This window comes from Paenibacillus sp. 7541, assembly GCF_002276395.1.
Lineage (GTDB): Bacteria > Bacillota > Bacilli > Paenibacillales > Paenibacillaceae > Paenibacillus_AQ > Paenibacillus_AQ campinasensis.
On record NZ_NQLZ01000013.1, the window covers coordinates 38,336 to 58,292 of the forward strand.

23 protein-coding genes are annotated in these 19,957 nt (G+C 52.3%); 15 read left to right on the forward strand and 8 right to left on the reverse strand.

The annotated features are described in order from the left end of the window. Window positions 1-69 precede the first annotated feature (69 nt). Together CHH75_RS08505 and CHH75_RS08510 are read left to right on the forward strand one after the other, a co-directional pair. On the forward strand, window positions 70-597 hold the full coding sequence (locus tag CHH75_RS08505) for a zinc metalloprotease (protein ID WP_095263952.1): 528 nt from the start codon (window positions 70-72) through the stop codon (window positions 595-597). A gap of 40 nt (window positions 598-637) precedes the next feature. Beyond that, entirely contained in the window at window positions 638-1,270 is a 633-nt protein-coding gene (locus CHH75_RS08510; protein ID WP_095397954.1) for a hypothetical protein, read from the forward strand. A 127-nt stretch (window positions 1,271-1,397) separates the two neighbouring features. Here the strand turns inward: CHH75_RS08510 and CHH75_RS08515 are convergent, their stop codons facing one another. Continuing rightward, the gene (locus tag CHH75_RS08515) at window positions 1,398-2,159 is read right to left on the reverse strand and encodes a DUF4367 domain-containing protein (RefSeq protein ID WP_095397955.1); all 762 of its coding nucleotides are present in this window, start codon (window positions 2,157-2,159) and stop codon (window positions 1,398-1,400) included. After that, window positions 2,152-2,718: an RNA polymerase sigma factor gene (locus CHH75_RS08520; protein ID WP_095263955.1), complete on the reverse strand. Its 567-nt coding sequence runs from the start codon at window positions 2,716-2,718 to the stop codon at window positions 2,152-2,154. The genes CHH75_RS08515 and CHH75_RS08520 overlap by 8 nt, the downstream gene beginning before the upstream one ends. A 326-nt stretch (window positions 2,719-3,044) precedes the next feature. On the opposite strand from CHH75_RS08520, the gene CHH75_RS08525 reads away from it, so the two are divergent. After that, window positions 3,045-3,965 carry a bifunctional helix-turn-helix transcriptional regulator/GNAT family N-acetyltransferase gene (locus tag CHH75_RS08525; protein WP_095263956.1) on the forward strand — a complete coding sequence of 307 codons (921 nt, stop codon included), beginning with the start codon at window positions 3,045-3,047 and terminating at the stop codon, window positions 3,963-3,965. Between the two features lie 205 nt (window positions 3,966-4,170). On the opposite strand, the gene CHH75_RS08530 is transcribed toward CHH75_RS08525, so the two are convergent. Both CHH75_RS08530 and CHH75_RS08535 read right to left on the reverse strand, forming a co-directional pair. Then, entirely contained in the window at window positions 4,171-4,359 is a 189-nt protein-coding gene (locus CHH75_RS08530; RefSeq protein ID WP_095263957.1) for a hypothetical protein, read from the reverse strand. A gap of 166 nt (window positions 4,360-4,525) precedes the next feature. Then, window positions 4,526-5,131 carry a helix-turn-helix domain-containing protein gene (locus CHH75_RS08535; protein WP_095263958.1) on the reverse strand — a complete coding sequence of 202 codons (606 nt, stop codon included), beginning with the start codon at window positions 5,129-5,131 and terminating at the stop codon, window positions 4,526-4,528. 230 nt (window positions 5,132-5,361) lie between these two features. Between CHH75_RS08535 and CHH75_RS08540 the strand changes: the two genes are divergently transcribed. The 4 genes from CHH75_RS08540 to CHH75_RS08555 all read left to right on the forward strand — a co-directional run bounded on the left by CHH75_RS08540 (window position 5,362) and on the right by CHH75_RS08555 (window position 7,226). After that, on the forward strand, window positions 5,362-5,649 hold the full coding sequence (locus CHH75_RS08540; protein WP_095263959.1) for a Dabb family protein: 288 nt from the start codon (window positions 5,362-5,364) through the stop codon (window positions 5,647-5,649). 104 nt (window positions 5,650-5,753) lie between these two features. Further along, window positions 5,754-6,173, forward strand: coding sequence for a DUF86 domain-containing protein (locus CHH75_RS08545; protein ID WP_095263960.1), 420 nt, complete (start codon window positions 5,754-5,756; stop codon window positions 6,171-6,173). Window positions 6,174-6,413: 240 nt separating this feature from the next. Beyond that, entirely contained in the window at window positions 6,414-6,866 is a 453-nt protein-coding gene (locus CHH75_RS08550) for a hypothetical protein (RefSeq protein ID WP_095263961.1), read from the forward strand. 15 nt (window positions 6,867-6,881) lie between these two features. Continuing rightward, entirely contained in the window at window positions 6,882-7,226 is a 345-nt protein-coding gene (locus tag CHH75_RS08555) for a YtxH domain-containing protein (protein ID WP_095263962.1), read from the forward strand. Between the two features lie 128 nt (window positions 7,227-7,354). On the opposite strand, the gene CHH75_RS08560 is transcribed toward CHH75_RS08555, so the two are convergent. Beyond that, a complete protein-coding gene (locus CHH75_RS08560) occupies window positions 7,355-8,443 on the reverse strand; it encodes a nitric oxide synthase oxygenase (protein WP_413773595.1) in 1,089 nt (362 codons plus the stop codon). Between the two features lie 299 nt (window positions 8,444-8,742). On the opposite strand from CHH75_RS08560, the gene racE reads away from it, so the two are divergent. From racE to CHH75_RS08590, 6 genes are all read left to right on the forward strand, one after another. Beyond that, complete coding sequence (racE, locus tag CHH75_RS08565) at window positions 8,743-9,549, forward strand: glutamate racemase (RefSeq protein ID WP_095263963.1); 807 nt, start codon at window positions 8,743-8,745, stop codon at window positions 9,547-9,549. A 374-nt stretch (window positions 9,550-9,923) separates the two neighbouring features. Further along, window positions 9,924-11,126 carry a M14 family metallopeptidase gene (locus CHH75_RS08570; protein ID WP_095397956.1) on the forward strand — a complete coding sequence of 401 codons (1,203 nt, stop codon included), beginning with the start codon at window positions 9,924-9,926 and terminating at the stop codon, window positions 11,124-11,126. 182 nt (window positions 11,127-11,308) lie between these two features. Continuing rightward, window positions 11,309-11,557, forward strand: coding sequence for a hypothetical protein (locus tag CHH75_RS08575; RefSeq protein ID WP_095397957.1), 249 nt, complete (start codon window positions 11,309-11,311; stop codon window positions 11,555-11,557). A gap of 143 nt (window positions 11,558-11,700) precedes the next feature. Continuing rightward, window positions 11,701-12,003, forward strand: coding sequence for a HesB/IscA family protein (locus CHH75_RS08580; protein ID WP_095263966.1), 303 nt, complete (start codon window positions 11,701-11,703; stop codon window positions 12,001-12,003). 29 nt (window positions 12,004-12,032) lie between these two features. Beyond that, window positions 12,033-12,263 (forward strand): YuzB family protein, encoded by a 231-nt coding sequence (locus tag CHH75_RS08585; protein ID WP_095263967.1) that lies wholly within the window; start codon window positions 12,033-12,035, stop codon window positions 12,261-12,263. A 114-nt stretch (window positions 12,264-12,377) separates the two neighbouring features. Continuing rightward, a complete protein-coding gene (locus CHH75_RS08590; RefSeq protein WP_095264043.1) occupies window positions 12,378-12,641 on the forward strand; it encodes a hypothetical protein in 264 nt (87 codons plus the stop codon). Between the two features lie 404 nt (window positions 12,642-13,045). On the opposite strand, the gene mgtE is transcribed toward CHH75_RS08590, so the two are convergent. Beyond that, window positions 13,046-14,392 (reverse strand): magnesium transporter, encoded by a 1,347-nt coding sequence (gene mgtE, locus CHH75_RS08595; RefSeq protein ID WP_095263968.1) that lies wholly within the window; start codon window positions 14,390-14,392, stop codon window positions 13,046-13,048. Window positions 14,393-14,626: 234 nt separating this feature from the next. Here mgtE and CHH75_RS08600 point away from each other — a divergent pair, with 234 nt between their 5' ends. Next, window positions 14,627-15,874: a mechanosensitive ion channel family protein gene (locus tag CHH75_RS08600; RefSeq protein WP_095263969.1), complete on the forward strand. Its 1,248-nt coding sequence runs from the start codon at window positions 14,627-14,629 to the stop codon at window positions 15,872-15,874. 67 nt (window positions 15,875-15,941) lie between these two features. Here CHH75_RS08600 and CHH75_RS08605 read toward each other — a convergent pair whose 3' ends face one another. After that, a complete protein-coding gene (locus CHH75_RS08605) occupies window positions 15,942-17,945 on the reverse strand; it encodes an LTA synthase family protein (protein ID WP_095263970.1) in 2,004 nt (667 codons plus the stop codon). A 55-nt stretch (window positions 17,946-18,000) separates the two neighbouring features. Continuing rightward, a complete protein-coding gene (locus CHH75_RS08610) occupies window positions 18,001-19,134 on the reverse strand; it encodes a THUMP domain-containing class I SAM-dependent RNA methyltransferase (RefSeq protein WP_095397958.1) in 1,134 nt (377 codons plus the stop codon). A 169-nt stretch (window positions 19,135-19,303) separates the two neighbouring features. Between CHH75_RS08610 and CHH75_RS08615 the strand changes: the two genes are divergently transcribed. Then, window positions 19,304-19,936 (forward strand): O-methyltransferase, encoded by a 633-nt coding sequence (locus CHH75_RS08615; protein WP_095263972.1) that lies wholly within the window; start codon window positions 19,304-19,306, stop codon window positions 19,934-19,936. Window positions 19,937-19,957: the final 21 nt, after the last annotated feature.

A 19,957-nucleotide genomic window follows, 5' to 3' on the forward strand; every position in this document is an offset into this window, starting at 1 on the left:
GAAGGAGGTGGAACCAAATAACATTTCTAGCAATAAAAGAATTTTGAATAAATATTAGGAGGCTGTGAAATGAAAAAGAAGTTTTATGTAAGTGTCGTCCTGCTGAGCGGATTGATTCTGCTGAGCAGCACGGCGGTGTATGCCAAGTATCTGAATTACGGATGGCCAAGCTCCACCATTCCGGTCAAATCGTACAGCTTCAACAGCACATGGCAAGCGCCGATGGATCAGTCCCTGTCCAATTGGAACAATGCCGGTGCGAAAGTGAAATTCTCCAAGAACAGCTCCTCCTCGAACACCATCTCGGCAGCACAATACAGCTGGGAAGCCTATGGCAGAAACTATGCGACCTATTCGGGCAGCAAGCTCACCAAGTTCCGGATCGAGATGAATGCGAGAACGATCTCGAGAGACCGGCAGGACGGAAAGTTCAGCAATTTTGTACAGAGCGTCTTTGTCCACGAACTGGGCCACTCCATTTGGCTGTCTGACAATCCGAACACAAGCAGCTCCTCCATTATGAAATACACCCGCAACCGCAACACGATGACGAAACCTCAGACTTACGATATCAATAACGTAAAGGCTAAATATTAATCGAAATCCATCAATAATCAATATTCGAGGAGGGCATGGGATGAGAAAACTTCGTTTCTTTATCATAAGCGCAGCGGCGCTGCTGATGTTGACGGCTTGTGCTGCCGGAAATCAGGCGAGCCATGAGGAACCGGTGACCGTGGTCGTTAGCGAGGACTTCCCGCACTACACCAGCATTAACGGTTTGTCCGACAAGGCGGATACCGTTATTAGCGGCAAGATCGTTGATACTCGAGTAGAGGAGATTGACGATATGATCCATACCGATTCGGCGGATGAAGAGCTGAATCCCGGCGGGGAGTTATATGTAGAGAAGAACATCTACACCATTTATACGATTGCCGTTGAGGAGACGTTCAAAGGCAACTACAAGCCAGGGGACAAACTAGAGTTCAAAGAGCTGGGCGGGCAGATCGGAGACATCACGTTTGTGTCCGAGGATGCTGTCTCTATTTCGAGCGATCATCAGTACGTATTTTTCCTAGCGACGTATGCTGATTCGCCTGCCAGTCTGTTGAATCCGGTCCAAAGCCTGTACATCTATGATCCGGTGGACAAGGATGAGGCGGATCCGAAACTGATGGAGCAGGCGGTGCTGAAAAGCGCCAGCCCGGACAATGATTTAACACTCAGCGTTGAAGCATTGCTGGAGATCAAAGACAAGTTTAATTGAGGCACACAGGGAAAGATCCCACGGCGGGTTAACCCCTAAGGAACCTGGGAATCATTCAGTCCTATATGTGGAATAAGAAAGCCTTCGAAACCACTGCTAAAGTGGGTTTGAAGGCTTCTCTATTGCTTTAGTGCAAAGATTCAGCTACACGCATCAATTCTTGCCCGGTCAGCTTGCCGGAGATCGATATTTTGATCCCATCCTCTGTCAGCCACTCGAGTGTTGCATAACCTTCAGGCACAATAATCAGGACGCCCTGACTGCCGCCGATCCAAACCTGCTGTATATCTCCGGCACTAGCCGAAATATCGCTTTTCACTCGTGTCGACCCAGGCGATATGACATGCTGGCTGATTTTCACAATATGCTGGTCACTGCTGGCATACTCCAAATAGGCATTGCGATATTCGCCATCCTCCTCCTGGAAAATACGCACCCTGTCCAGGGAATAGCGATCCGGCATAGCGGCTGGCACGAGGAGTGAAAAGCCCAGTTTCGCCTGAGCGGCTTCAAGCGATACCTCTTCCGGAAGGGCAGCATGCTCAGCTTCGTCAGGGGCTGGAGGCGCGGTGACGGCTGCCGAATGATCAAACGCCTCCTTCGTAAAGAAAATTTCGACGAGATAATCCCTTACCTCCTGGAGCAGGGAGGACATCTGCGCATAGGTTTTCGAAATGCTGATGGTGGCGGCAGCGTTGATCATGAGTGCAGCTGCAACAACGGCAGCAAGAATCGCCATTCGTGAACGCAGTTTCTTATGCCGGCGCCGCCGCTCCAATTGAATGCGAACCTTATCCCATGCGGGCGAGGGGTCTGGAATTTCGATGCTATTATACTCATCCTGCAGCCATTTTCGGATCACGCGATCCTGTTCGTTTTGTTCATTCATGGTTATCCGCCCATTTTCTCAAAAAATGTTGAAGCAATTTCTTGCGTGCCCTGGCCAAACGCTGTGTCAGTACAGGCTCGGACATGCCCAGCTCCTTGCAAATGTCGCGATACGGCCTTCCCTCGATGTAGAACAGGAGCAGCACCTGCCGATAATCCGATTTCAGTTCGGCCATTGCTTGATACAGCAGCTTGTCCCTTTCACGGACCTCCACCTCGCTGGTCACACTGATCTCCTCGAATGCCGTATCACCTCTATGAACGAAAGATTCGACAAGGATCTGACGGTCCCGTTTCAATTTCCTTAGATGATCCAGGGCGGTATTGCGGGTCACCTGCTTGATCCACGCCGGGATGTTCGCGCATGATCTCATCTGCGGTCCCTTGGTAATCGCTTTGATGAAGGCCTCCTGAATAATATCCTCGGCAAGCGAATGGTCACGCACCATAAACAAGATGTCCCGATATACAAACTGATAGAAGGAGCGAAACACCAGCTCCTGAATCTTGGTGTCCAGCTCATCAAGCGGACTTTGCAGGAGATAAAACCATTGTTCCATAGATTCCTCCGGATCCATTATCGATGTCCAATTCAGCGTCCATACCGATTCTGTGTATGTTTAATTATACAACACTAATGGAAATTAAAGGAATCCCTATTGATATATAGTTGAATATCCTGCAACTGGTTGACTGGGGCTGGCCGTTTAAGAGCTAACTTGCCGCCTTGTTGCGTGCATATAACGGTGCTTTTCCGAAGCGGAAGTAAGGGTGCCTAAATTATTAGTTGACTTAATCAACTAATGGAGGATATAACTGAATATATAGTTGACATAGTCAATTAAAACATTGCGTTGACTATTTGAAATTTTGCAAGGAGGATAATATGAACTCGGTCGTACATGCAATTCGAAAATTCAATCGGTTCTATACCAACATTCTCGGACTGCTTGATCAGCATTTGCTGCAAAGCGATTATTCCTTGTCGGAGGCCCGGGTTTTGTTCGAAATCGGACATGACGAGAATTGTACAGCAACCATGCTTATTGACAAGCTGCGCCTGGATGCCGGCTATTTAAGCCGGATATTGAAACGGTTTGAGAAGCAGGAACTGATCTGTCGAGTACGCTCGGAGGAGGACGGAAGATTGTATCATCTCAGTTTGACGGATCGGGGCAGGGAGATATTGTCCAGACTGAACGCGCTGTCCGATGAACAAATCCGCCGTTTGATCAACCCGCTACCGGAAAACGAGCGCAGCAGGATTGCACATCATATGGCATCCATTGAGCGTGTTCTATCACTTAATGACACAGCAGCACCGGAGGTTCGCATTCGTACAGACTTGAGGCCCGGGGATGTAGGGAGCCTGATTCATCTTCACGGATGGATTTACGCCCAGGAATGCGGGTACAATCATGTATTTGAAGGTTATGTATGCCAGACGTTTGCTGATTTCTTCAACGGTTATAACCCGGAGAAGGACCGCTTTTGGATCGCGGAGGACGGGGAGCAGATCGTTGGCGCAATTGCGATTGTCGGTCATTCCGAGCATACCGGGCAGCTGAGATGGTTCATTCTGCATCCGGAATATAGAGGCATCGGGCTGGGAAAAACCTTGCTTCGGCAGTCTGTGCAGTACTGTAAAGAGAAAGGCTACCGGCGTGTATTTCTGGAAACGACGGAAGATCAGAAGACGGCGATTGCCATGTACGAGAAGGAAGGCTTCCGCCAAGTCGCCGAACATCACAATCGCGCTTGGGGTGTGGATCATGTCGAGCTAACCTATGAGCTTCTTCTTCCGTAGAATATTTGCTTCACCCCAAACACGGAATCCTTCTTGGCCGAGGGGAGGGCGGCTTTGTCCCGGGTGCGCTCGCTACCCGGGCGGAAGCGGCGGCCGTCATGATGCGAATACAGCATAATGCCGGGCAGGGCACTCGGTAGGGATGCACAGAAAGGGCGGACTCCTAAAATCCATTGGGATTTTGAGCGTCCGCCCTTTCAATCGTTCACGGAATTTCCTTGAACAATCGGCGTGAACCGAGCCAGCAGCCTATGGCGACGCCCAGCAACCCGAACGTGCTTACCAGGACGATCAAGTTGACGGAATGCCAGCCGAACAGAAAGCCGATGCCGCTGCCAAGCGTCGTTCCTGCGAGAAGCCCGAGCGACGCCCCCAGCTCTTTTTGCGATTTCACGAACATCACCTCCAGGGGAGATCCATAACTTTCTGCTCTATGTATGTCCACGACCGGGGGGAAATATCCCTGCTGGCCGTGTGGGGTTCAATAAAAACGCTCAACCGTCCCCGAGCCATGCGGGCGGTTGAGCTAAGTTGTCGGTACGATCTGCAAGCGAGGCCGATTAGCGGGACGCATCATGTTGACTCAATACACAATCTGCGAACAGAACCGTCTTCGGGATGCGGAAGAATTGTTCCGCTTTCTCTTGAAATGCTGCAGACGGCAGCGTGCCTTGATGCAGCCACTTCCGGAACGTTCCCGGATGAATGCCGATCCAGTGACTGACATCGCTCACGGACAAGTCATGAACCATGCACAAGCCGGTGAGGATCTGGTTGCTGACCGGTGAACGCGTAAGCGTGCGCTTCATAAATCGCGATGGAGCCGGCTGGCAAATCAGCGGCGACTGCTCAAGCAGTTCTTCGCGGAACAGAATATGACGGGGGTAACCGAGGTAGCTGCAAGCTTTCTCCAGGTTGTTTTTTCCTGGGATTCGTCCCTCGTATACCCAAGCGCTGACACTGCGTGAGGACACGCCAAGTTCTTCGGCCAGCTGAGACAACTTAATATCTTTGGCCATCAGGACGGCTAGCAGGACGCGGTTTCGAATCTGGCAGCGAGTAGGTCTGCGAAATCGCTTCACTCGCACGCCCTTCCCCAAATATTTACGATTGATCAGGGACCACGCCTCAATGGAGTGTTTTTCTTGTTGAAGTTGTGTAGGCATAATTCCTCCGATTTTTTTAACATAATTCTACATTATTCGACATATTCATTTCAACAGGTAACAACGATACATTTGTTTCCAACGGCTTCTTATAGGTCATGAACCCGCGAAATCGAGCAGAATCTGATCAATTAATCGGCCGACCCACAGGGTGTGCACGATTTCTTTTTCGTTCTGGACGGGGTATGATAAAGAGAGGTACATACATTCTAGAAGATGGGGGAAGGGCAATGATTAAGCATATCGTATTTTTCAAATTAAAAGAGCCTACTGCCGAGAACATTGAACAGACCGTGAAGGTGCTTCGGGATATGGATGGAAAAATTCCACAGCTGCGTTCCCTGCAGGTTGGTGCGGATATCGTCCGTTCCGAGCGTTCTTATGACCTGGCTTTAATTATTGAAGTGGATTCGCTGGAGGATCTGGAGGCTTATGCCGTACATCCTGTTCATCAGGAAGTGATCCGTTATATTAATACCGTGAAGGATCATACGCTCGCCGTTGATTTTGAAATATAAGCGGCCGGAGGTTTTGAAACCGGTTTAAATGATATGTGAAGACTGTTATGAACGAATGAAGAACGAATGATGAACGATAAGAATATCCCTTGGAGGGACATGCGATGTATTATGTAAACCAAGAACAGATAGAACGCAGATTGAATGCGATTCCGGAAGTGGCAGAAGGATTAAGAACGGTGCAGGCTTCCTGGGATAAAGGCCTGATAGCCGGTATGGTTCAGGAGCGTGCCCTTCATCTGGCCATTGAAATTGTGACTGATGTCGGCAGCTATTTGATTGACGGATTTATTATGCGGGATGCGAGCAGTTACGAGGATATCATCGACATCGTGCATCAGGAGAACGTCTTCTCGAAAGAGATCCACGAAGTGCTGATGGAACTGGTCAAGCTTCGCAAGCCGCTAGTACAGGAATATTATGAATGGGACAGACATGCGCTTCACCCGCTATCCCGGGTTCTGCCGGAGACGCTGGAGCAGTTCGCTGTGTCTGTGCGCGACTATTTGGCAAAAGAATTATAGTGCGGCGGCATGAGGCCGCCAATCAAGGCCGAAGACCGAGGGCTTGCACAAGAGCCCGGGTCTTCGGCCTTTTTATGATGCGGCCTGAATGGATCTGATGAGTAAGGGGACGCCGCAAGGCGCCACGGATTATAGATTCAGCGAAAAAAAGCAGAAAGCTGTGTCAAAACAAGCCCAACCTGCTTATAATGCATCAAGCGACTAGGCATTCGCCCGGTCGGATTGAAAGGAGGGGTTCCTATGGCGGAGTGGAGTGCTCTTGCGGCGGGGATCGGCATTATGCTGATGGCAGCTGCAGCAGTGGTCATGGCTGTCTCGTTCCGAAAAGTGTTACAGCGGACCGAAGCGGTGCTGAGCAGGCTTGAAGCGGACAGCGCACATTTGTCGGAGGAAGCATCACAGGTATTGGAGCAGGCGAATGCGGCTTTAACGAGTGTGCAGCATCAACTGGCAGCCGGTGAAGCTTTTGCCTCGTCCATGTCCGAGGCCGCTGCAGCGGTAGCTGAAACGGCTGAAAACATTCGTGCCATCGGAAAAAGAGCATCGGTATCGGCCATCGAGCATATTGAGCGTGCGCGCCTGGACAACGAACGGCACATCGGTGAGATTTTCCGGTGGATCGATGCCGGAGTGACCGTATGGCACTCATGGAACCGCCATGCCTCCAAGTCCGACGAAGGGCAGGCCAAATAGAAGGAGATGGGTCTTATGAAGGACAAAACGAAAGGTCTGTTATGGGGAGTTCTGATCGGCAGTGTTGCCGGCTCCGCGGCTGCGCTTCTGTTTGCTCCGAAATCAGGCAAGGAGCTGCGCGGCGATATCGCTGAAGGAACCCGGAACTTGGGCAGCAAAGTGCAGGAAGTTGCCGGGAAAGTGGGCGAGCAAGGGGTGCAGCTGATCGGTCTGATGACCGACCGGGCAGAGCATGTCATCTCGGACATCCAATCCTGGAGAAGCGGCAAGGAGCTGTGGAATGACGCGGAAGAGGACCAGGTTGCGGACAAGGAAAAAGTGGTTCAAGTATCTTCCGTTCAGCTCGGTGAGCATATTTAATAACGATCTGCTTGGCGCCTGTTGATTCTACGAATCAAGTAAGCAAGACCTCCCAATACATCAGAAGTGAAGGACGGCTGGTCCCGAAGGGCCAGCCGTCCTTGTTGACGGTGGAAGCGGATATTCGCTCACTGTTTTTTGTTGCGGTAAAGAAAGTTTGGCGATTTGATTTGGTTGCTGTACTTCTTATGGAAAATGTGAGTTGTAGCGGGCGACATCGGCGGAATCAGCCAAGTCCAATCCCCGGTAACGTCCCTTCCGGCCTGTGCTTCGCGCTGCTCGAACAGATGGAACTGATGGGCGGCGGTATGATGATCGACAATGCTGACCCCCGCCTTCTTGAAGGAGTGAAGCACGGCATAATTCAGCTCGACCAGCACGCGGTCCCGCCACAGCGTAGCTTCACTCCGGGTATCGAGGCCCATCGCTTGGGCGACCGCCGACAGCTTGTTGTATCGCTGCTCGTCTGCCAGATTGCGCGCCCCGATCTCCGTCCCCATATACCAGCCGTTAAAGGGGGCGGCCGCATAGATAATACCGCCAATCTCCAGCATCATATCGGCGATGATCGGCGTGGAATACCAGCGCAGCCCGAGCTCGCTGATGGCCGGGATATCCGGATGCTCGATGGGAACCTCCAGCACGGAGGCTTCGGGGACCGGACACCAGTGCGGAGGTTCCTCGCCTTGCTGGATGACGAGGGGCAGCAGATCATAATCGGTGCCGTTCCCTTCCCAGCCGAGGGCAAGGCATTCCCGGGTGAAGGCGATGGAAGCCGGATCGCCGATAATGCCGGCCGGGGTGTCGTAGCCGGCATACCGGATCAGCTGATGATTGCGGATCATCAGCGGGGCTTCATTTGGCGCAGCTGCCTTGAACACGGTGATTGTCGGAATAATTTTGCCGCCGTTCGTGGCCGTATCGATATGCGCGATGAGCCGGGCTAATATATCGTCAGGATTCGTTGCATCTCTGGCGTCCTGCACCCGGAGCTTGTCCCAGAACAAGCGGCCGATGCAGCGGTTGCTGTTTCGCCAGGCCATTTTGGCTCCATGAACCAGCTCTTCCCGAGTATGCTCATAGGTGCCGGTACGCTCAATCTCGCGTTCAATCTCCTTGACGCGTCTATCGGCTTCTTGCTCGCCCAGGCCGAGTTCATGGTAACAGGCATGGATGAAATGAGCGGCTGCTTCTGTCAGCTCCATGCGCTGATGAATAGATGGATCAGTTCCTTTCACGTTCCAACGCTCCTTTGCTTCGCTCGTCCGCAGAGCCTCAGGCGGTCTATGAATGTGGTTGCTTCCTGTATGCGGTACAACTAGTATACCTGGTAAGCGTGGCGGATATGGAGCATGAGTCCTACAATTTGTTGAACAAAGTCGACTGATGGTCCTCCGCGAATGGTCCTGTGTTGAAGAACGGGGGGAATTGCAGTAAGATTTAGGTACGTTTCATTCTGAAACGACATATGGTATCACGTAAGCCATGAATTTGATGAGAAGGAAGCGGTGGGTTCGTGCAGCAAGCAATCGCAATACTAGACTCGGGTGTAGGCGGATTAACGGTAGCCAAGGAAGTGATGAGACAGCTCCCTAGGGAGAAGATTATTTACTTTGGCGATACGGCACGCGCACCCTACGGACCCCGTACCCCGGAAGAAGTCCGTGTTTTTACGGAGCAAATTGTAGACTATTTGATTCAGTATGATCCGAAAATGGTAGTTATCGCCTGTAACACCGCGACGGCGGCAGCACTTGATTATATTTCCTCCAAAGTGTCGGTACCGGTGATCGGCGTCATTCATCCCGGAGCCCGGGCAGCCATCAGCGCAACGAAATCCGGCCATGTAGGTGTCATCGGAACGGTTGGCACCATAAGCAGCGGGGCCTATACGGCGGCTCTGAAGCAGCTATCGCCTTATGTGGAAGTGCGGAGCCAGGCTTGTCCTCAGCTTGTTCAGCTGGTAGAACACGGCCTGTATCGTTCCAGCCAGTCGCTCAAGGTCGTTGAGGAATCGTTGAACGGAATTAAAGACTCGCCCATCGACTGCCTGATTCTCGGTTGCACGCATTACCCGTTTCTGATGGAGCCAATTCAACAGGTGATGGGTCCTGGCGTGAAGCTGATCAGCTCTGCCGATGAGACGGCGCGGGAAGTCAGCACGATATTGTATGACAAAGAGCAGCTGGCCAGCAATGATGAGAGCCCGGTACACCAGTTCTTCTGCACAGGGGACCCGATCATGTTCCAGCGGATTGCGACCGAATGGCTGGGTGACCACATTACCCGCACCCCGGTCGTGTGGCAGATCACGAAGCTGTAGCCAAGGAAGACCCGCATTCGGATAGGATGATTTTATGACAGCAGACTGTGCTATGGAGTCCAGCTTTTTTGTGTTGTTCGGCATTAACAGACATGGCATTGCCGAATCTAGCAGCAGAGATCGGTTGGCTCTCCGGAGGGATGGTCTTTCTATGATTCACAAGCAGTGGCGGCGAAGGGGAATCTCCTTTTTGGCCGCCATTTGCATGTGGCGCTCCCAGAAGAAGATGCCCGAGGCTGGACGTCTTTTGCAGCGGCGGCATAAACTTGCCTTTCACATTCATGTCGGACGACTTGCCCTACATATAATTTGGCGTACCCTTTTTTTGAATACTGGCATTACGATCGCGGTTCATCCGCAGAAAGGACGTAGTCATGCAGCAGTATATCGTTCAGAAAGGCGATACGCTTACACGAATAGCCGCACGCTTCGGACTGGCAGAGGAACAGCTGCTCATCGCCAACCCTTGGGCAGCGCGCCAGCCTTATTTGCACCGGGGGCAAATGCTGTATCTCCCGGCATCCCTTCGCCGCAGATATGTCATCCAGCAGGGGGACAGCCTTGAGAGCATTGCGGAGACGTTTCGATTCAGCAAAGATGCGCTCAAGGAATTAAATCCGGGATTGTCCGATCAGGGACTGCGGGAAGGGAAGGTGATCGTCCTGCCGTCATCGGATGTTTCTCATACCATTACACTAGCCGGTGAATACGGACCAGCCCAGCTGGTGCAAGACATGGAACGCTTGTCAACGCTGTATCCGTTTATCGAATGGAGCGAGATTGGCACGAGCGTCTTAGGCAAAGCGATCTATGCTGCGAAAATCGGAAAGGGAGACCGGCATTTGCATATCAATGCGGCTCTGCATGCCAATGAATGGATAACGGCTCCGTGCCTGCTTCGCTTTGCCGAGGATTACGCAAGATCGCTTCACGAGGGATCAGGCCTCTATGGCCATAACACAGGAGCGTGGTACAGCGAATATACGCTGTGGCTCGTGCCGATGGCGAATCCCGACGGGGTTGAGCTGGTGCAGGAGGGGGCCGGGCCTGAGCATCCGCTGCATGAGCAGCTGCTTGTCTGGAACGGGGGCCGCCAAGATTTTCGCCGCTGGAAGGCGAATGTGAACGGTGTCGATCTTGGAGATCAATTCCCGGCGTATTGGGAGGAGGAAGTGAAGCGTCGCGGCCGACAGGAGCCGGCTCCGCAAGATTATGGCGGCCCTTCCCCGCTGTCCGAGCCGGAGGCGCAGGCGCTCTACCAGCACACGCTGGCCATTTCCCCTGTCCGGGCCATTTCCCTGCACAGCCAGGGAAGGGAGATTTACTGGAACTACCGGGATGCCGAGCCGCCGGAGAGCGAAGCCTGGGCTACCCGCTTGGGGCAGGCGGGCGGTTACCGTCCGGTGAAGCTGACGGGGAGCGATGCCGGCTACAAGGACTGGTTCATCCAGCACTTCAGACGGCCGGGATTTACGATTGAGATCGGATACGGGGTGAATCCGCTGCCGCTGGAGGATTTTGAAGACTTATGTGTCGAGACAGGGGCCATCCTGGCGGCGTTTATGGCGCTGGAATGAACATTCCGGCATTCGCATTTCGTACTGCCGATTCCGACAGGAGCTGATGAGGGGAAGATGGTTCGTGTCTTGACGACGCACGAGCGGTCTTCCTTTAGCTCGGTCAAGAGTGCTATTGATTGAGGGAACGTCGAATGGGTAAAGATAACGCAAAGAATGGACTTGGAACGGAGGAACGGTAGATGAAATGGAGAAGACTGTTCTCATTGCGGCGCTGGGCGCATGTCTTTCAGCGGATATTCCGGTATTTGGCATCGCCTCAGATTACGATAGTGGACAAGCTGCTGTTCTTTATCCCGGTGGCCTTATACTGGGTGCTGCCGGATGTGATGCCCCTGGTGCCGATCGATGATATCGGGGTGACCATGCTGATGATGAACTGGTTCGTATCCCGAATCGAGCGCAAGTACCCTGGCATTGAACAGAATTAGGCGTGTAACCGACGTCTGAATCCTTGCCGCGAGGTAACGGCGCTTCATCTAACCGCGGGTGTCCCGCCATTGGCCTTGCGAAAAACGTCGCCTGGGGCTACAATAACATACTGAAGGAATCGTCCATGAGGAGATGAACAAAAGTGAAATGTAAAATTACCCGCAACGCGGCAAAAGTCATAAAGAGAGAGCTGGAAAAGGAAGAGAACAAGGATAAAAAACTCCGTGTTGTCGTAACCCATGCTCATGGCGATCATGCCCACTATGGTTTGGATCTGGACACGCCGAAAGAGAATGATATCGTCGTGTCGACAGACAAAGATATTGATGTCATTCTGGAGACTGGACAACCTTTCCTGGACGGTGTCAAAATCGACTATCTGTACTTTCCGCAGGAAGGCTTTGTCATTACGAATCCATCCCAAGGGAATCATGGCGACCACTAAGGTTGCCGGGAGCAAAAGAGGTAATGGTTATGGCAAATGATATTCGTGTCTGCGAAAAATGCAAGCATACGCGCCTGAAGACGATCATTCCGAAAATCAAAAAGATGGCTCCGGATGCTGAAATCAAGGTCGGCTGCAAATCGTATTGCGGACCGTGTGGCAAACGTGCGTTCATCTATATTAACGGCCGTTATGTCAGCGCCCCTACCGAAGATGAAGTGCTGGAGAAGGCTCAGGCTTTTGTCAAACAGCCATCCTAGTGCGAACATCACTACAGCAGCACTTTAGACCGCTTCCCAAGAGGTATAGTTCCTGTCTGAACCATCCATGCTAAGAGGGCAGCAGGAACTATGACTTTTGAAGGGAGCAGCGATATGAACAGTCACGATTCCAGTCTTCAACGTAACAATCCGGCCAACAGTGCGCTGGATTCGGTAGAGAAACTGCATCGGGCGGTATCCTCGGCCATGTCCCATCCGACAGAGCAGCTGATCCAGCAGGCGGAGAACTCCCTGTCTCACGCAGAGCGTGCCGTCGCCCAGCTAACAGATGAAGGCAATCCGAACTCTGTCGAGCTGGCGGAAGAATTGCTTGGGGAAGAGAAGGAGCGTCTGTCCGAGCTTCATTCCAAAAGGTAAGCGTACAGCTTATTCCTGTTAGCTGGTAGAAATCCCGCGAGAGTGTGATGCTCTCGCGGGATTTTTTTGGGCTCAGATTCACGCACTCGTTTTCCGAGCGCTTGCTCCATCATCCCTTTTGGTCAGGTAAGCTTAGAGGCAAACAAGCTCGTCTTAGGGCTGCTAAAGACTGAAGGACCGAAATACCGAAATACCGAAATACCGAAAGGACTAAAGACCGTTTCCTGTATGAATGACCGTGCGACCTGGCCTCCCATAGCTGTACGCGCTGGCCACATCATCCATCGTCAAGTTACGGGTTTGGGCCTGGTGCCATACAACTCCCTCTTCTTATCCAGCCTCCTTACCTTAGCGACCAGCCCTTTGCCTCCAAGCTTCCTGAACGAAAGGGATAATCAAGCAAGTCACACCAGATAAGCGATAAAAATCGAGGCAATTCCAAAATAAATCGAGAGGGATAGAATATCATTAATCGTTGTAATTAACGGGCCCGAAGCGATGGCCGGGTCGACATTAAATTTATACAAGATCAGAGGGATAATGGTCCCGGCCAATGTGCCAATGATTAATGTGACCAACAGGGAGCTGCCCACTACAAGCCCAAGGACAGCATTGCCTTGCCAGACGAACGCAATGATGGCGATAAGAGCTCCGCATGTCACCCCTATGATCACTCCAACCCCAAGCTCTCTGCTGATCAGACGAAAGACCGTCCGCTTATCAAGCTCACGCGTGATCAATCCTCGCACGACAACAGCGAGCGACTGGGTGCCGGTATTCCCGGTCATTCCGGCGATCATCGGCATGAAGAATGCCAGAGCAACGACCTGGGCCAGCGTCTCTTCAAACCCGCTGATGATGCTGCCGGATAGAAGGCCAATCAACAGCAGCAGGATCAGCCACGGCAAGCGGCGAAGAGCTGCCGTCCAGGCTTGGGTATCGAAGTTGATCGCTTTGCCCCCGGCAGACAACTTCTCAATGTCTTCATTAGCCTCAGAGATGACAACGTCCACGATGTCATCGACGGTAATAATGCCTACCAGGACGTTGCTTGCTTCAACGACGGGCACAGCCAGAAGGTCATACCGCTCGATCACCCGGGCCACTTCCTCTTGGTCCATCGTGACCGGGACGGAGATCACCCGTGCATTCATAAAATCCGCCACCGGATCCTCGGCATGTGCGAGTAGAAGATCCCGATAAGAGACCACGCCGAGGATGCGTTTGTCTTCGTCCACAACATACACGTAATTGATAGTCTCGGAAATTTCGGCGAATGTGCGTAATTTTTGCACGACATCCTGTACCGTATAATAAACAGGAACCCACACATAACGGTTGGTCATCATTCTTCCCGCTGTTTCCTGCGGGTAGTGCATCAGGCTTACTAGCGCCTGCGATTCCTCTTCCTTCATTTCAGATAGAAAATGCTCAAGATTATCCGCATCCAGCACGTCCAGGAGTTGAGCCAAATCGTCATGGTCCATCAGGTTCATGGCTTGCAATGTTTTCTCCACGCCAAGCTGGTTCAATACTTCGATCTGATCGGTCGTGTCCAGCTCTGCAATCAGACTGGCTAGTTGTTCAACCGTAAGAAGGAGCAGAAATTTAAAGCGTTTTTTGCGGGACAGTTCCTTGTAGATCCTGGCGATATCATAAGGATGAAGCTCGTCCAATATGGCTTGCAGCTCCTTGCGGTCCGTTTCTTTGATGTGGTTTATCATTTTTAAATTCCACTGATTATCGGACATATACGCCCCTCCATCCCTTCATCTATCGATTATTGTTTCGGAACAAGGCTGAGATGTGACTGCTAAACGAGATACGGCTACGCATACTTCCAAGTTTAACGTAAGTATATCCAACACCCTGGCTGTATAACATGGATAGGCCGAATATGTGCGAAGTTCGCACTTCTTTTGCTATAATAGTAGACTAAGCCAGGTTATCTTGCCTGCAAAAATGTTGCGAATTCAGGAGGAACTATGGAGTACATCACGAAGCTGCTGGTCGATTACGGCCTGGAGACCCGCACGGCGGGTTATCTTGCCAATGTCATCATGATTCTGCTCATTACCGGACTCAGCATGGTGGCTAACTTTATTACGAAAAAAATCGTACTAAGGATCATTACCCACTACATTAACAATAACCGATACACATGGGACAATATCATATTGGAGAAAAAGGTATTTCAGAAGCTCTCGCACATCGTGCCCGCCCTGATCATTTATTATTTTGCCTCGGTTTTTCCAAGCTATCAAATCTGGATTGAGAAAGCCGCCGTTGTATACATTATGGTGGTCATGATTCTGGTTCTGGATTCATTCTTGAATGCGGTCAATGCCATCTACCAGACATTTGAAGTGTCCAAGATCAAGCCGATTAAAGGATATTTGCAGGTTGTCAAAATTTTCATCTTTATTATCGGCGGCATTCTGATCATCGCCAACCTGATCGGCCAAAGTCCGCTCATTCTTCTCAGCGGAATCGGTGCGCTGTCCGCGGTGCTGATGCTTGTGTTCCGGGATTCACTGCTGGGGTTGGTGGCAGGCGTCCAGTTGACAACCAATGATATGGTGCGTGTAGGTGACTGGATCGAGATGCCGAAATACGGCGCGGATGGTGATGTCATCGACATTTCCTTGAATACGGTCAAGGTGATGAATTTTGACAAGACAATTACGACCATTCCAAGCTATGCTCTCATCTCGGATTCATTCAGAAACTGGCGCGGGATGCAGGCTTCCGGCGGGCGGAGAATCAAGCGTCCGGTCTACATTGATACAAGCAGCATCAAGTTCTGCACCGACGAGATGATTGAGAAGTTCAAGTCGATTCATTACCTGGCCGATTACATTTCCGCGAAGGAAGAGGAGATCCGGGCTTACAATGAGGAACGACAGATCGATACATCGAACCGGGTCAACGGCAGGGCGATGACGAATATCGGCGTGTTTCGGATCTACATTGAGAACTATTTAAAGCAGCATCCTAAAATTCATAAAGGGATGAGCTTGATGGTCAGACAGCTCGAGCCCGGAGAGCATGGGCTGCCGCTGGAGATCTACGCTTTTTCCAACGATACGAACTGGGTGAATTACGAGGGTGTTCAGTCGGATATCTTCGATCATATTTTTGCGATTGCACCGGAGTTCGGATTACGGTTGTTCCAGAACCCGACCGGGCATGATTTGCAAAATCTAATGCGGGTGAACCAGCCTTCTTCCTAGGCCGCCAGCGGGATGATGCACTAAAAAACCTCCAAGCGAGCAGAAAAGCCGCTTGGAGGTTTTATGTTTATTTCGCTGCATGACCTTGATCGCTTGGCTGACCGTTAGATCGGAATTGCGGCAGCAGATGATACAGAATGACGTTGTCGGAAACCTCCAGCATCGTCTGCGCCTCATCGTATCCTTCACGGCAGGCCGCGACCGCTGTTGGTTGACGCGATTCCAGGCTGTAGCAGGTTCCTTCCTCGAATGCGCGGCTCTCTGATGGAAGATAATATACATCCTTCGAGGAAAAAGCGCCGCTGCGGAGCGGGATCAGCCGATCACGCTCATCGAACAGGCTGGTGCCGATCCAGTAATAAGGCTCGGAAGAGATACCGAGCAGATGCAGAATGGAAGGTGCAACATTCATCATTCCGGCCGCCTCGGGGTCGATCGTGCCGCCATGTGCCCCGTCAGGCAGACGAATGAGAAGCGGAACCTGGTTCATCATCTGCTCCATATCCAGCTCGGACAGCTCGCGTCCTAACCACTGCTCATAAGCGCTCTGATCTTTAATGGAGTTGTCATGGTCGCCATAGATGATGAGAATGGTGTTATCCCACAATCCCTGCTGCTTCATCTGCTCGATCAATTCGCCGAAGGCTTCATCGACATAATGAATCGAGTTCAAATAATCGCCAAGCATCGTGCCTTCAAGTTCCCCGGTATCCAGCTTGCGATGAGGCTCGGGAAGCCTGTATGGGTGATGGCTGGTCAATGTAATGAGAAAAGAGTAAAAGGGCTGCTGAATCCCCGACATCATCTCAAGGGATTGGGAGAAAAAAGCTTTGTCACTCAGCGACCAGCCCAACGTTTCGGTTAACTCGTAATCCTTCTTGCTGAAAAAGCGATCATAATCCATGGCGGCATACACGGTCTGCCGATTCCAGAAGCTGCTCTCATAGGCATGAAACACATTGGCGGCGTAGCCGTGTTCCTTCAGAATTTTCGGCAGAACATCGTAGCCTCGATCCGGATACCGTGTAAATACAGAGCCGGCGGACAACGGCAGCAGCGAGCTCTGGGTCACAAAATCCGCATCCGATGTGCGCCCGAGCGCCGTCTGGTGATAGAACTGGCTGTAGTACAGACTTTCTTCCATCAGCTTGTTCAGATTTGGCGTAATTTCCTGTCCGTTCACGCTTTGCCCGATGACCGCATTCATCAAGGCCTCGGTCTGTATCATCATGACGTTGCTGCCCCTATATTTGCCGAACAGGTCGTTCAGCTGTGCCCGGTTCGAACGGCGGCCATCCAGCCACTGCTTCACCTCTGCGATCTGTTCTTCCGACAAGCCCGGTTGGCCTACCAGATGATCCCGGCTGTAGCGGTACATGTCATAGCCATGAAAGGCGATGAGTCCGGTAACATTGTACAAGGTGACGTTCCACCAATTGCCGGCGAACAGCCCTTTGGCCCAGGTGTCGGAGGCTTTTTGGATCGGGAAGAAGGTCATGCATCCGCCCAGAATCAGCACGGCGGTTCCTGCTGCGGCGCGAGCAAGTCTGCGGTTTCTTCTGCGGCGGCGGTCGACAGGGGAATCGTAGCCCACACTGAGTTGGGGATTCTTCTTCCTGCGGAACAGAATCATGATCGCGACAGGGATCACGAGAATCCAGTCCAGGAAGAAGAGGATATCCCCCGGTTCCAGCAGCGTCCCGATGCTCCCGCCAAGCGAGCTGACTTGTCCTGCCTGCATCAGCACCGGTACGGTAATGAAATCATCGAAATACCGGTAAAACACAAGGTCGGCGTAGATCAGCCCGGTCAGAGCCAGATTCAGCAGGGTCAGTGCAGCAAGCCTTCCTTTTGGCGGCAGCCATAGTGTCCAGAATGAGACGAGCAGCAGCGAGCCGACAGCGATGATATAGTCGGCCCTGTCCATGTTCATATTAGCGAGCTGCAGATTGGTATGCATCCACACCAGCTTGTACAGCATCAGCACAAGAAACAGGATATACCAGGTATACCGGTAATGCAGCCAGCCCACGGAGCGAGCTGGGCCTCCGCTTGATATTCGCACTGGCATTGTGATCAAACCTCCCTTATGCAACCATCGGTTCCCAGCGTTATGTGCATTCGACTTATCGAGGAGGGAGCGGTCCAAGATATTGATAGTATTGGCATTCAATCCGGCCGTTGAACAGCTTCCGCCGCTTGTCGGCCTTGCGTCCGAAATAATGCTCGAACTGCTTCGTCGGGCTCAGGGCAAAAAAGGACCAGGACGGCAGCTGCTGCAGCGTCATGCCGAGCTGCCGGATCAGGCGTTCGACCTCGGTTTTCTCGCTCAGCCGCTCTCCATACGGAGGATTGGTAATCAGGCAGCCATATTCGCCTTCCGGCACCGCTTTGGACGCCGGGAGAACCTTGAAATCGATCTCGCCGGCCAGACCGGCGCTTTTGGCAGCGGCCTTGGCGACTTCAATCGCCTTCGGATCGATGTCGCTTCCGGCGATGAGCAGCGGAATGTCGTCCTTTACCGCATCGAACGCCTCTTCGCGGGCCTCCTCCCACAGCTTGTCCCCGATCATACCCCAGTGCTCGGAGGGGAAGGAGCGGCGAAGTCCAGGCGCAATGTTCCATGCCATCAGAGCCGCCTCGATCAGAATCGTGCCTGATCCGCAGCACGGATCATACAGCGGACGATGCGGGCCCCAGCGGCTCAGCTGAAGCATGGCCGAAGCCATCGTCTCTTTCAGTGGCGCTTCGGTCACCAGCTTCCGGTATCCGCGCTTATGCAGAGCGGGGCCTGTCGTATCCAGCGTCAGCAATGCGCGATCCTTGAGCAGCGAAATTTCGATCAGGTAGCGGGGACCGTCCTCGGGAAACCATTCCGTGTGATAGGACTGCTTCAGTTTCTCTACGATTGCTTTTTTGACGATGCCCTGACATGCAGGAACGCTGCTGAGCTGGGACTTATGCGATCTGCCTTCCACGGGAAACTCTCCGTCTGCCGGGATCCACTGCTCCCACGGGAGCGCCTTCGTTCCCTCGAACAGCTCATCAAAGGTGACGGCGTTGAATTCTCCCATCTTGACCAGGATGCGGTCCGAGGTGCGAAGCCACAGGTTGCAGCGGCAAATATCGATCAGATCTCCGGAAAAGGTGACTCTCCCGTTCTCCACTTCCATATCGGTGTATCCGAGCTCTTTCAGCTCGCGCGCTACGACAGCTTCCAATCCCATTGGGGCTGTGGCGATTAATTGTAATTGTGGCATTGATGAAGTCAACTCCATTAACATAATTACGGCGGTAAGGTCGCCGGTTCAATCTCTATAGTATAGGCGATTGCATTATTCAAGACAATTGTCATATGATAGACCACGAGTGAACGGCTTGGACGACGCATTCGGCGCGGTAATATTAGATTAGAAGGAGGGTTTCCCTTTGTTGATCGAAGCCCATGATTATGTTAACCAATTATACCCGGAAGATGAGGAATTGCTGCAGGTTCTGGAGGCCATCAAAGAACACGGCATGCCGGAGGTGTCTGTAGCGCCTGCCTACGGGAGGCTGCTCACCCTGCTTGTCCAGCTGGCGGGGGCACGAAGCGTGCTGGAGATCGGGGCGCTGGGCGGTTACAGCGGCATCTGTCTGTGCCGGGGTCTTCCCGAAGGAGGAAGGCTGACTTCGCTTGAGCTGAAGGAGGAGTACGCCGCCCTGGCTGGCAGCCATCTGGAGAAGGCTGGCTTCAAAGACCGGGTGGAATATCGGATTGGCCCTGCTGCGGAATCTTTAGCCGGACTGAAGCGCGAGGGACGGACCTTTGATTTTTTCTTCATCGATGCGGATAAGGAGAACTACCCGCTATACCTGGATTATGCGATTGAGCTGGCGAATCCGGGAGCGCTGATTGCAGGAGATAACTGCTTCCTGCGCGGCAGAACCCTCAATCCGGATAAGAATGGTCCCTCAGTGCAGGCAGTACGCCACTTCAACGAGCGGATCGCGACAGATCCGAGGCTGGTGAGCACGCTGCTTCCCGCCTACGACGGGCTCATTCTTGCGCGCGTGAAGTGAACAGCCCGGGTGGAATGCACG

What these genes read in the sequence shown, in the direction of transcription:
- CHH75_RS08505 (WP_095263952.1), top strand. Translation starts at nt 70, where the DNA reads ATGAAAAAGAAGTTTTATGTAAGTGTCGTCCTGCTGAGCGGATTGATT.
- CHH75_RS08510 (WP_095397954.1), top strand. Translation starts at nt 638, where the DNA reads ATGAGAAAACTTCGTTTCTTTATCATAAGCGCAGCGGCGCTGCTGATG.
- CHH75_RS08540 (WP_095263959.1), top strand. Translation starts at nt 5,362, where the DNA reads ATGATTAAGCATATCGTATTTTTCAAATTAAAAGAGCCTACTGCCGAG.
- CHH75_RS08555 (WP_095263962.1), top strand. Translation starts at nt 6,882, where the DNA reads ATGAAGGACAAAACGAAAGGTCTGTTATGGGGAGTTCTGATCGGCAGT.
- CHH75_RS08535 (WP_095263958.1), bottom strand. Translation starts at nt 5,131, where the DNA reads ATGCCTACACAACTTCAACAAGAAAAACACTCCATTGAGGCGTGGTCC.
- CHH75_RS08585 (WP_095263967.1), top strand. Translation starts at nt 12,033, where the DNA reads ATGGCAAATGATATTCGTGTCTGCGAAAAATGCAAGCATACGCGCCTG.
- CHH75_RS08575 (WP_095397957.1), top strand. Translation starts at nt 11,309, where the DNA reads ATGAAATGGAGAAGACTGTTCTCATTGCGGCGCTGGGCGCATGTCTTT.
- CHH75_RS08605 (WP_095263970.1), bottom strand. Translation starts at nt 17,945, where the DNA reads ATGCCAGTGCGAATATCAAGCGGAGGCCCAGCTCGCTCCGTGGGCTGG.
- mgtE (WP_095263968.1), bottom strand. Translation starts at nt 14,392, where the DNA reads ATGTCCGATAATCAGTGGAATTTAAAAATGATAAACCACATCAAAGAA.
- CHH75_RS08515 (WP_095397955.1), bottom strand. Translation starts at nt 2,159, where the DNA reads ATGAATGAACAAAACGAACAGGATCGCGTGATCCGAAAATGGCTGCAG.
- CHH75_RS08550 (WP_095263961.1), top strand. Translation starts at nt 6,414, where the DNA reads ATGGCGGAGTGGAGTGCTCTTGCGGCGGGGATCGGCATTATGCTGATG.
- CHH75_RS08570 (WP_095397956.1), top strand. Translation starts at nt 9,924, where the DNA reads ATGCAGCAGTATATCGTTCAGAAAGGCGATACGCTTACACGAATAGCC.
- CHH75_RS08590 (WP_095264043.1), top strand. Translation starts at nt 12,378, where the DNA reads ATGAACAGTCACGATTCCAGTCTTCAACGTAACAATCCGGCCAACAGT.
- CHH75_RS08610 (WP_095397958.1), bottom strand. Translation starts at nt 19,134, where the DNA reads ATGCCACAATTACAATTAATCGCCACAGCCCCAATGGGATTGGAAGCT.
- CHH75_RS08545 (WP_095263960.1), top strand. Translation starts at nt 5,754, where the DNA reads ATGTATTATGTAAACCAAGAACAGATAGAACGCAGATTGAATGCGATT.
- CHH75_RS08525 (WP_095263956.1), top strand. Translation starts at nt 3,045, where the DNA reads ATGAACTCGGTCGTACATGCAATTCGAAAATTCAATCGGTTCTATACC.
- CHH75_RS08520 (WP_095263955.1), bottom strand. Translation starts at nt 2,718, where the DNA reads ATGGAACAATGGTTTTATCTCCTGCAAAGTCCGCTTGATGAGCTGGAC.
- CHH75_RS08600 (WP_095263969.1), top strand. Translation starts at nt 14,627, where the DNA reads ATGGAGTACATCACGAAGCTGCTGGTCGATTACGGCCTGGAGACCCGC.